General features: G+C 39.5%; 10 protein-coding genes. All 10 read right to left on the reverse strand.

Translation table 11 applies throughout. From position 1 onward, the window contains the following. Nucleotides 1-167: 167 nt before the first annotated feature. Complete coding sequence (gene pyrE, locus Q0371_RS09540) at nt 168-800, reverse strand: orotate phosphoribosyltransferase (protein WP_298470630.1); 633 nt, start codon at nt 798-800, stop codon at nt 168-170. After that, nucleotides 797-1,507 carry an orotidine-5'-phosphate decarboxylase gene (pyrF, locus tag Q0371_RS09545; protein ID WP_298470632.1) on the reverse strand — a complete coding sequence of 237 codons (711 nt, stop codon included), beginning with the start codon at nt 1,505-1,507 and terminating at the stop codon, nt 797-799. Before pyrF ends, pyrE begins: the two co-directional genes overlap by 4 nt. Next, nucleotides 1,504-2,418 carry a dihydroorotate dehydrogenase gene (locus Q0371_RS09550; RefSeq protein WP_298470634.1) on the reverse strand — a complete coding sequence of 305 codons (915 nt, stop codon included), beginning with the start codon at nt 2,416-2,418 and terminating at the stop codon, nt 1,504-1,506. Before Q0371_RS09550 ends, pyrF begins: the two co-directional genes overlap by 4 nt. Next, nucleotides 2,415-3,191, reverse strand: coding sequence for a dihydroorotate dehydrogenase electron transfer subunit (locus Q0371_RS09555; RefSeq protein WP_298470636.1), 777 nt, complete (start codon nt 3,189-3,191; stop codon nt 2,415-2,417). The genes Q0371_RS09550 and Q0371_RS09555 overlap by 4 nt, the downstream gene beginning before the upstream one ends. Further along, complete coding sequence (gene carB / locus Q0371_RS09560) at nt 3,188-6,385, reverse strand: carbamoyl-phosphate synthase large subunit (RefSeq protein ID WP_298470638.1); 3,198 nt, start codon at nt 6,383-6,385, stop codon at nt 3,188-3,190. The genes Q0371_RS09555 and carB overlap by 4 nt, the downstream gene beginning before the upstream one ends. Then, the gene (locus Q0371_RS09565) at nt 6,378-7,478 is read right to left on the reverse strand and encodes a carbamoyl phosphate synthase small subunit (RefSeq protein ID WP_298470640.1); all 1,101 of its coding nucleotides are present in this window, start codon (nt 7,476-7,478) and stop codon (nt 6,378-6,380) included. Before Q0371_RS09565 ends, carB begins: the two co-directional genes overlap by 8 nt. Then, a complete protein-coding gene (locus Q0371_RS09570; protein WP_298470642.1) occupies nt 7,475-8,755 on the reverse strand; it encodes a dihydroorotase in 1,281 nt (426 codons plus the stop codon). Before Q0371_RS09570 ends, Q0371_RS09565 begins: the two co-directional genes overlap by 4 nt. 1 nt (nt 8,756) lies before the next feature. Further along, nucleotides 8,757-9,635, reverse strand: coding sequence for an aspartate carbamoyltransferase catalytic subunit (locus Q0371_RS09575; protein WP_298470644.1), 879 nt, complete (start codon nt 9,633-9,635; stop codon nt 8,757-8,759). Nucleotides 9,636-9,780: 145 nt separating this feature from the next. Further along, a complete protein-coding gene (locus tag Q0371_RS09580; protein WP_298470646.1) occupies nt 9,781-11,103 on the reverse strand; it encodes a solute carrier family 23 protein in 1,323 nt (440 codons plus the stop codon). A gap of 21 nt (nt 11,104-11,124) precedes the next feature. Continuing rightward, nucleotides 11,125-11,664: a bifunctional pyr operon transcriptional regulator/uracil phosphoribosyltransferase PyrR gene (pyrR, locus tag Q0371_RS09585; RefSeq protein WP_298470648.1), complete on the reverse strand. Its 540-nt coding sequence runs from the start codon at nt 11,662-11,664 to the stop codon at nt 11,125-11,127. Nucleotides 11,665-11,846: the final 182 nt, after the last annotated feature.

The raw sequence follows: 11,846 nt of genomic DNA on the forward strand, positions 1-11,846 counted from the left end.
AAGTAATCTCACTTCTTTCTCTTTTACTATGCAAAAATCTGTAAGCTTCTTTAGGTTGCTTTGATTCAAGGACAGCTCAACTAGGATAAGTGAGTCAAATGATTATGAAATTGATTCATCCATTAAAAAATCGCCTCTCAATTAAAAATGAGAAGGCGATCACTTCCTTATTTTAATAACCCTTGCTTCAAATCATTGTGCCACTTAGTAAGCATCGGAATATCCGCTTCTGTAATTGTTCCTACTTCCTGCGCCGCATTGACCAAAGTCTCAAAGTTAGTTAGGCTGACAAAGTTTATCTCCGCTTCTTTAAAAGACTCCTCTGCTTTCGGAAGTCCATATGTAAAAATACTTACTACTCCAAGTACTTCTAACCCAGCTTTTTGAAGCGCTTCAACTGCTGTTAAGCTACTTCCTCCAGTGGAAATTAGATCTTCGACGACTACTACCTTCTGACCTTTCACTACTTTTCCTTCAATTTGCTTTCCTCTACCATGCTCCTTTGCCTTAGAGCGTACATACATCATAGGAAGCTCTAATACATCACTTACCCATGCTGCATGAGGAATACCCGCTGTTGCCGTTCCCGCCAAGGCTTCCGTTTCTGGAAAATTCTTTTGGATTGCTTCAGCAAGACCTTTTGCAATATCCTTGCGAACGACCGGAGAAGACATCGTTATGCGATTATCACAATAAATTGGTGATTCTATTCCCGATGCCCACGTGAAAGGATCGTTTGGCTTTAGTTCTACTGCCCCTATTTCAAGAAGTGCTTTTGCAATTTTATGTTCAAGTGTCATGCTTGTTCCTCCCACATTTTTAGAATAGTTTTATAAGCCTCTACGGGATTTTCTGCTTCTGTGATTGCACGTCCGACAACAATGTGAGAAGAGCCTAGCTTTTTAGCATTAGAAGGAGTTGCTACTCGAACTTGGTCGTGTGCTTCTCCAGCAGATAGTCGTATACCTGGAGTAACTCTTAAAAAGTCTTCCCCACACGCTTCTGCTATTTTCTTTGCCTCTAGTACGGAGCATACTACACCATCTAATCCTGCTTTTTGGGAAAGCCTAGCATAATGAAGAACAGATTCCTCTAGAGTTTGTTTAATCAGCTGTTCCTCTTGCATTTGCTTCTCAGAAGTGGAAGTTAATTGAGTAACGCCTATAATAGCAGGTCTTACATTACCGGCCGAAGTTCCGGCTTCTAAGCCTTCACGAGCTTTTGCCATCATAGTCTCTCCTCCAGCTGCGTGGACATTGATCAGATCTACTCCTAAACGTGCTAATCCTTTCATCGCCTGTCCAACTGTATTTGGAATATCATGTAGCTTCAAATCTAGAAAAACATCATGTCCTTTTTCCTTTAGCTTATAAACGATGGCTGGACCTTCCTGCATAAATAGTTCCATTCCAACCTTCACAAAAAGAGATTGCTCAAAAGGTGTTAAAAAACGGTAAACTTCTTCTGCTGAAGAAAAGTCTAATGCGATAATGGGGCTGTTTTTCATAATCGATGGCTCCTTCCAACTAAATCGCTTATTGTTTTATATCCGAGCTCATCTAACTTTTCTGGTAATTGATCGATTAAAGTCGGACAAATAAATGGATCAACAAAGTTAGCCGTGCCTACAGCAACTGCACTTGCTCCTGCAGATAGGAAGTCTATGACATCATCTATATTCGACACCCCACCCATACCGATAATTGGTAAAGATACTTGTTTAGCTACTTCATATACCATGCGAAGGGCAACAGGTTTGATGGCGGGTCCTGACAGACCACCAGTTACATTAGCGATGATAGGGCGTCCAGTTCGAGTGTCTAGACGTAAACCAAGTAACGTATTAATCATAGTTATTCCATCTGCACCGCCAGCTTCTACTGCTTTTGCAATTTCTACTACGTTTGTTACATTTGGAGACAATTTTACATAGACGGGAACGCTTGAAACTTCCTTGACAGCTCTTGTTAATTCTTCTGCTATTAGGGGGTCTGTTCCAAACGTAATTCCACCTTGTTTAACATTTGGACACGAAATGTTTAGCTCTAGAGCGTATACGTTAGGTGCCTTTGAAATAGCCTCAGCAACACCAACATAGTCCTCTGTTAATGTCCCAGCTACGTTTGCTATGATGGGCACGTCATATTGTTCTAGCCAAGGAAGCTCGTTTGCCATGACCTTAGCTAGTCCTGGATTTTGTAGCCCAATCGCATTTAGCATCCCTGCAGGCGTTTCAGCTACTCGAGGAGTTGGGTTACCTAGTCGTGTTTCTAAGGTAGTTGCTTTAATCATGATCGCTCCTAATTTGGATAAATCATAGAGTTGAGCATATTCCTTCCCAAATCCAAAACACCCAGAAGCAGGCATGATCGGGTTCTTTAATGACAGTCCTGGTAATTCGACAGCTAATCTATTCATACTCGAATCACTCCTGACTGGAAGACTGGACCATCTGAACAAACTTTGAGATAGTCAACTTCCATTTTTTCCGTTGTCTCACATACACATGCAAAACATGCACCAATCCCACAGCCCATTCGTTGTTCAAAAGAGAGGTAACCTTCTTTATGTGGATACATTTTTTCCATAGCAGCAAGCATAGGAGTTGGACCACAGCTATAGTACACAGCAAAGTCGTCATTCATAGTCTCTAATACATTTGTTACAAACCCCTTATGACCATAGGTTCCATCTGCTGTAACTATATGTGTTTCACCAAGCTGGTTAAATAGCTCCTCGTAGAAAACAACATTCTCGGATTGAAAGCCCAATACATGGATTGGCTTTACACCTTTTTCAACTAATCTTTTAGATAATTCATAGAGAGGAGGAACTCCAATTCCTCCCCCCACAAGTAATGCCTTATCACCTGAAGAGACTTTTTCTATTGGAAAACCTTGACCTAGGGGACCAAGTATATCTATATAATCCCCTGGTCTTTTCTCTGAAAGTAGTATAGTTCCTCTGCCCTCAGCACGGTAGATCATCGTAAATTCCGATGCTTCTCTATTTATAGAACAAATACTAATCGGTCTTCGTAGTAGTGGCTCCATTTGATGTGCCACACGTACATGAACAAATTGGCCAGGTTGTTTCATCTCCTGTACGAGCTGTCCCTTTAACGTAACCACAAAAATGTTCGTCGCAATTTTATGTTGAGATACAACAATCATCTGCTCCTGTTTAATCATGCACGGACCTCCTGTAACTTCATCGTATCCGTAGAGAAGCTCATCGATTCAATTACTCGAACCATTGCCTCTGCTGTATCTAGAGAAGTTAAGCAAGGAATTCCATTTTCAACAGACTCTCTACGAATTCGGAAGCCGTCACGCTCGGGCTGCATGCCTTTTGTTAAAGTATTAATAACAAATTGCGCTTCCCCTTTTTGAATAACATCAAGTAAAGTAGTTCCCTTAGAACCAATTTTGTCAACAATATCTACTGGAATACCTGCCTCTTGAATTGCTTTAGCTGTACCCTCAGTTGCAATTATACGGAAGCCAATTGCGTGGAAACGCTTAGCGATATCTGTTGCTTCTTCTTTGTCTTTATCAGAAATCGTCATTAGCACTGAGCCATGATCCTTAATTTCCATTCCTGCAGCTACTAGGCCTTTATAGAGGGCTTTTTCTAATGTTATGTCTTTACCCATAACCTCTCCAGTCGATTTCATCTCTGGCCCTAGGGTAATATCTACACGGCGCAGCTTAGCAAAGCTGAATACAGGGACCTTTACATATACTCCTGGACTATTTGGTGCAAGCCCTGTTTTAAAGCCTTGCTCTACAATGGATTTTCCTAAAATTGCCTTTGTTGCAATATTTGCCATTGGAATCGATGTAATTTTACTTAAGAAAGGTACCGTACGGCTTGAGCGTGGGTTTACTTCAATTACATAAACCTCGTCTTTGGAAATTACATATTGAATATTCATCAGACCTACTATTTTTAAGCCTCTTGCCAGTCTCGTTGTATAATCTACCAATGTGTCTATATGTTTTTGTGATAGCTTTTGTGGTGGATATACAGCGATTGAATCACCTGAGTGCACTCCTGCTCGCTCAATATGCTCCATGATACCTGGTATTAGAACATTCTCTCCATCACAGATTGCATCGACTTCTACCTCTGTACCAGTTAAGTAACGGTCAATTAAAACGGGCTTTTCGGGGCTAGCTTCAACCGCGTTTTCCATATAGTGTTTAATTTCATCTTCATTGTAAACGATTTGCATTGCTCGACCACCTAAAACATAAGAAGGTCTAACTAATACCGGATAACTAATTTCATTAGCTATTTCAATAGCTTCTTCTACAGATACTGCTGTCTTACCTAGCGGCTGAGGAATTCCTATTTCGTGAAGAGCAGCCTCAAATTTATTGCGATTTTCTGCTCGATCGATATCTTCTAGAGTAGTGCCTAATATTTTTACGCCTCGTTCTTCTAACGCTTCCGCTAGGTTGATCGCTGTTTGACCGCCAAACTGTACAACTACTCCTTTTGGCTTTTCAAGGTCCACGATGTGCATGACGTCTTCTACCGTTAATGGCTCAAAGTACAATTTATCTGAGATGGAGAAATCGGTAGAAACTGTTTCTGGATTATTATTAATAATAATCGCTTCATAGCCTGCTTCTTTGATGGCCCATACAGAGTGAACTGTTGCATAATCAAATTCAACTCCTTGCCCGATTCTAATTGGACCAGAACCAAGTACGATGACACTTTCTTTATCCGTTCGAATGGATTCGTTTTCCTCTTCATATGTCCCGTAGAAATAAGGAGTTTCTGATTCAAACTCTCCTGCACAAGTATCTACCATTTTGTAAACTGGTGTAATTCCATGTTCCTTTTTAAAGTTATATACTTCTATTTCTTTCACGTTCCAGTACTTTGCTATTGTTTTATCAGCAAAGCCCATTCTTTTTGCTTTATAAAGAATTTCTTGATTAAACGGATTCTCTTGTATTACCTTTTCATATTGCACGATGTTCTGTAATTTGTTTAAGAAAAACAGATCTATTTGAGACCATTCATGTATTTGCTCGATGCTCACACCACGGCGAAGTGCCTCTCCTATAAAGAATAAGCGCTCATCTCCTGCGCGACGAATTCTTTTGGCAATCCATTCGTCTGTTATGGATTCGCTGTTCTTCATTTCCAAATGGAAGTGACCTGTTTCTAATGAACGAACAGATTTTAAGATTGCCTCTTCAAATGTACGTCCTAGCGACATTACTTCTCCGGTTGCCTTCATTTGTGTTCCAAGGTTACGTTTTGCTGATTCGAATTTATCGAACGGCCATCTAGGAATTTTTGCAACAATATAGTCTAAAGCTGGCTCGAAGCAAGCGTATGTCTTTCCAGTTACAGGATTCATCATTTCATCTAGTGTAAGTCCTACTGCAATTTTTGCTGCAAGCTTCGCGATGGGATAGCCAGTTGCCTTTGATGCAAGTGCTGATGAACGACTTACACGTGGGTTAACTTCAATAATATAGTACTGGAAGCTATATGGATCTAAAGCAAGCTGCACATTACATCCACCTTCGATTTTTAGCGCACGGATAATCTTTAAGGAAACATTTCGAAGCATTTGGTTTTCACGGTCCGACAAAGTTTGGGTAGGAGCTACTACAATCGAGTCCCCCGTATGAATGCCTACTGGGTCAACATTTTCCATATTACAAACAACGATTGCATTGTCAGCTGAATCTCGCATTACTTCATATTCAATCTCTTTGAAGCCAGCAATCGATTTTTCTAGTAGACATTGAGTCACAGGGCTGTACTTTAAACCACTAGTTACGATTTCCACTAGATCTGTATCATTGTGACAAATACCTCCCCCGGTTCCTCCTAAGGTAAAGGCCGGTCTTACTATTACTGGGTATCCGATTCGCTCTACAAACGCCTTTGCTTCGTCTAGGTTGTGGATAATATCACTTTCCGGTACTGGTTCATTCAATTCATTCATTAACGTACGGAATAAGTCACGATCCTCTGCTTTATGAATCGCCTCTAGTTTTGTACCAAGAATTTCAATTCCTAACTCATCCAATATACCTGATTCATCTAATTGAATCGCCATGTTCAAACCTGTCTGTCCTCCTAAAGTTGGAAGGATTGCATCTGGACGCTCTTTGCGAATGATCTTACTCACAAATGGAAGAGTAATAGGTTCAATATATACTTTGTCTGCAATTTCTGTATCTGTCATAATAGTTGCTGGATTTGAGTTTACTAATATTACTTTGTAGCCTTCTTCTTTAAGGGAAATACATGCTTGTGTCCCCGCATAGTCAAACTCTGCAGCTTGACCGATTACAATTGGACCAGATCCGATTACTAAAATAGTTTCTATATCTTTACGTTTAGGCATGTGAAGTCTCCTTTTTGCTTTCTTTATTCATTAGTTCAATAAATTGATCAAATAAGTGGGTTGAGTCCTCTGGACCGCATGACCCTTCTGGATGAAACTGTACACAAAACACGGGATATTTTTTATGTCTTACACCTTCAATTGTTCCATCATTTAATGCTAGATGAGTAATTTCTAAATCCGTGTTAGAGATTGAATCTGCATCAATCGCATAGCCATGATTTTGTGAAGTTAGCTCTGTTCTTCCAGTAGTTAAATCTTTTACTGGATGATTTCCACCTCGGTGACCAAATTTTAGTTTAAAGGATGTTGCACCACTTGCTAGTGAAATTAACTGATGACCTAGGCAAACTCCGAAGATTGGAACATTTCCTATTAGACCTTTTACCATTTCAATAGACTCTGGTATATCCGTCGGATCCCCAGGACCATTAGATAGCATTACTCCATCAGGACGCATTGCTAAAATTTCTTTAGCTGATGTATTAAAAGGTACCACGATAACGTCACAGTCACGTTTGTTTAATTCTCTTAGTATTCCATGTTTCATACCGAAATCTACTAAGACAACTCGTTTACCTCGCCCTGGACTTGGATAAGGTCTCGTAATAGAAACCTGCTCCACTACGTTTTTAGGAATATCAGTAGATTTTAATGTTGCCACTGTTTCATCCACATTCACTTCTTCTCCAGCAGCTGTTAGCGTTCCTTTTAGAGATCCGTGCTTACGAATAATGCGTGTTAGCTTTCGAGTATCTATTCCTTCAATTCCTGGAATATTTTTTAAAGTTAAAAATTCATTCAATGTACTTTGGTTACGGAAGTTAGATGGGTTCTCTGCTAGCTCTCGAACTACAACTCCTGACAAGGCAATCTCTATTGCTTCAAAATCATCTGGATTAATACCATAATTACCTACCATCGGATACGTAAAAGTAAGTATTTGACTACAGTTGGATGGATCTGATATAGACTCCTGGTAACCGGTCATAGCAGTTGTAAAAATAACTTCTCCAATAGTCCCTGATTCACTACCAAATGCATTTCCTTTAAAAACAGTACCGTCTTCTAATATTAAATATCTTGTTTTCATGCTTGTTCCTCCTGCCATACGATTTCTCCGTTATAGATCGTTACTTGTGGCCAACCAGTACAAACCCATCCATCAAACGGAGTATTTGTTCCTTTAGAAAGGAATGCTTCTTTATCTATTTTTTGCTCTTTATTTAAATCTACTAATACTAAATCAGCTGGAGCTCCTACTTCTAGCTTGCCAAATTCAAACCCAAATACATTTGCTGGCTTGATGGTCAAATAATCTAGCAGTTGCTTTAATGACCATTCCCCCATTTTTACGAAATGAGTATACAGTAATGGAAAGGCTGTCTCTAATCCAACTATTCCAAAGGGAGCCTTTTCGAAACCATGTGCTTTTTCTTCATCTGTATGAGGGGCATGGTCTGTTGCTATAAAATCTAAAGTTCCTTCTAACAATCCCTCACGTAAAGCCATCATGTCGTCTCTACCTCTTAGCGGAGGATTCATCTTCCAAATTGCATCATTTGCTGGAATATCCTCCTCGCAAAGTAATAAATGATGTGGACTTACTTCTGCAGTAACATGGATGCCGGCTTTCTTAGCGTCTCGAATCACTCGAACAGATTCCTTTGTACTTACATGGCAAACATGATAATGTGCTCCTGCTGCTTCAGCTAATAATATATCTCTCGCAATATGTACCGATTCTGAAACCGAATGGATTCCTTTTAATCCAAGCTCTTCATTTCGCTTTCCTTTATGCATTACCCCACCGTACAAAAGGGAATTATCCTCACAGTGAGCTACAACAGGAATAGTATGTTTTGCTGCCTCTTGCATCGCTTCCAGCATAGTTCCAGCTGTTTGTACACCGACTCCATCATCTGTTAAAGCAAATGCACCAAGTTCTTTTAGTGCGGCTATATCTGTACGTTCTTTACCTGCTTGACGTATGGTAATAGAAGCATAAGGAAGTACTCGAACTAGTGCATTTTTATCTACTAAATCTAATACATGAGAGAAGTTTTCTACTGTATCTGGAACTGGACGAGTATTTGGCATCGCACAAATCGTAGTATATCCCCCTTTTGCAGCAGCCTTAGTTCCTGTTTCTATTGTTTCTTTATGCTCTCCACCTGGCTCACGTAAATGAACGTGCACATCGATAAAGCCAGCGGACAGTAACATTCCTTTACCATCAATCACTTGCGCATCTTCTAAAGTAGGAGTAGGCGTAATTTCAGCTATTTTTCCGTCTTTTACTACAACTGAGGTAGTTTCTAATTCACCTGATTTGTTTACTAGTTGGACGTTTTGAATAATTTTTGTCATTTTATTCTCTCCCTTTTAAGATCATCTCGATAACAGCCATTCGGATATAAACACCATTTTCCATTTGCTTAAAAATTCTAGAACGTTCACACTCTACTAATTCACTAGCTATTTCCACGTCACGGTTAAAAGGGGCAGGGTGCATAATGATTGCTCCATCTTTCATCCTTCGTTCCCGATCTACTGTAAGGCCATAAGACTTGTTGTACGCTTCCTTTGAAAAAGAAGCCAAACCATCGTGACGTTCATGTTGTACGCGAAGCATCATTAATACATCACTTGTTTCTATCGCTTCCTCAAAACTATTAATAGTTTCAAATTCTCCTTGCCACTCAGGAGGACAGACAAATTGAACGGTAGCTCCTAGTCTAGTAAGAGCTTGAGCATTAGACCTTGCCACCCTGCTATGCACTATGTCCCCTACTATCGTGACAATTTTATCCTCTAAAGTACCAAACTCCTGCCAGATCGTAAAAATATCTAACAGACTTTGAGTCGGATGATTTCCAGTGCCATCTCCGCCGTTAATGATTGCAGGCTTTACATTACCTATCAGCTCTTCAAAATAGTTGTTTTGCTCATGTCTTATAACTAGTGCATCAAGTCCTATAGCTTCCAGTACCTTTACTGTGTCATATAATGTTTCACCTTTTAACGTGCTTGAAAATCCAGCTTCAAACGGCAGCACATCGATTGGGAGCCTTCTTTCTGCCATTTCAAAGCTCATCTTAGTTCTAGTGCTCGGCTCAAAAAAGAGATTTGCCATTGTATATTTATTTTTTAAAGTAGAGGCTGCGCCTGTTCGGAATGCTTCGGCTTGTTCTAATATTGCAATTATTTGTTCTACAGATAATTCCTTCATTGAGACTAAATTTTTCATGAATATCCGCCTTTCTATAAAAAAAACCTCTTGAAAAAGCTCAAGAGGGTTCGTCAAAGCATGATCAAAGAAGAGATTTTTTACTAAAATTCTCTTTTCAATCTGAACCCTTCGTTGACTCTCTGTTCAACTTTTTAAAAGGTCATTATTCTATTGTCTCGTTACCTGATGCTTGTGCTTCTTTTTTACCTGGTAGTATCCAGTTTAAAACTACACCAACGATTGCTGCTAGTGCCATACCTTCCACACTCAAAGCCTCTGTAACAATAAATTTAGCTCCACCTATACCGATTACAAGGATTACCGACGCAATAACTAGATTTCTGCTATTCCCAAAATCAATATTTGCCTCTACTAGCATTCGCAACCCGCTAGAAGCGATAATTCCGAATAGAAGGATCGATACTCCACCGAGTACTGCAGTAGGTATCGTTGTGATTAGAGCCATGCCTTTACCAAAGAAAGACAGTAGTATAGCGATCACAGCTGCACCCATTATGACATACACACTATATACGCGAGTAATTGCCAATACCCCAATATTTTCACCATAGGTTGTCTTTGGAGGTCCGCCGATTAAGGCACTAGCAAATGTTCCAAGACCATCCCCTAGAAGAGATCGATGTAAACCTGGTTCTTTGATGTAGTCTCTATTAACTACCTTCCCTAATACTAATTGGTGGCCAATATGTTCCGAAATAGTAACAATGACAATTGGTACCATAATGAGCAAGATTCTAGAAGTAACTTCAAAGTCATAATGAACACCTGGTATTAAGAAATCAGGTAACGCTAGTAAGCTAGCCTCTTTAACTGGTGTAAAATCTACAATACCAATGAGGATAGAGTAGAGATATCCAACTACTAAGCCTATTAAAATTGGCATTGTGCTAATAATATTTTTAAAAAAGATTGTACAAATGATTGCTGTAAACAATGTCACTAGCGCTGCTGAAAAATGTAAAAAGCTATATTCTTTTAAACCAGTTTCTACATTTGTAATATTCATGGCCATGTCCACTGCTACTCCTGCTAATCCAAGACCAATAACCATGATTACCGGACCAACAACGATTGGTGGTAATAGCTTCATAATCCACTTATAGCCGCTCTTCCAAATGATCAGTGACACTACACCATATACTAAACCGACGAATATTGCTCCAATCATGGCATTTCCCGGGTCTATAGCTTTGCCTGTTGATTCATTTAATCCGTTTGAAGCAACTAGTATAGGAGCTATGAAAGCAAAGGAGGAACCAAGATAGGCTGGTACTTGAAATCTGGTTACCATTAAAAAAATGATAGTTGCTATACCACTAGTTAGTAATGCGATAGCGGGACTTAACCCTACAAGCTGAGGTACTAATATTGTTGAGCCAAACATTGCAAACATGTGCTGAAAGCTTAAAGTAATCAGCTGTCCACCTGTAGGCTTGTCATTTACATCTAGTATTGCCTTTGACATTTAAGTCGCCACCTTTTTGGTTTATTCAAAGATCTTTACAGCATCTATTTTGTCTGTCTCTGTAACTTTAACTACTATTTTTTCGCTGCTTGAGGTAGGAATGTTCTTGCCAACATAATCCGCTCGAATTGGTAGCTCTCTATGTCCTCTATCGATCAAAACAGCCAGCTGTATTTGAGAGGGCCGGCCTATATCCATTACTGCGTCCATTGCTGCTCGAACTGTTCTTCCCGTAAATAGCACATCATCTACTAAAATTACTTTTTTGTTCGTTACATCATGGGAAATATCTACTTGCTGTACTAAAGGCTCATTAGAAGCGCTTTTGATTGATAAATCGTCTCGATATAATGTAATATCCAATTCACCCGTTTTGATTGGTTTGCCTTCAATCTTTTCGATTCCCTCAGCCAGCCTTTGTGCTAGATATGTACCTCTAGTTTTTATGCCTACTAATATACATTCTTCAATTCCTTTGTTACGTTCAATTATTTCATGTGCAATTCGAGTAAGTGCCCTGTTAATGGCTTGTTCATCTAGAATACTTGCTTTTTCTTCCATAAATTATCTCCTCCTTTTCGGAAATGTAAAAAACCTCTTGAGCTAGAAGAGCCCAAGAGGTTGTATGTGCGCGTTTAAAATATAGTGATCCTATTAATCCGCAGAATAATAGTGAGTCACTTTCACATGTACCTTCTCAGCCTCTCTGGACTGTTATTAAAGGTGAAACTATTCAATTTATT

The organism is uncultured Psychrobacillus sp. (genome assembly GCF_938022135.1).
Taxonomy (GTDB): domain Bacteria; phylum Bacillota; class Bacilli; order Bacillales_A; family Planococcaceae; genus Psychrobacillus.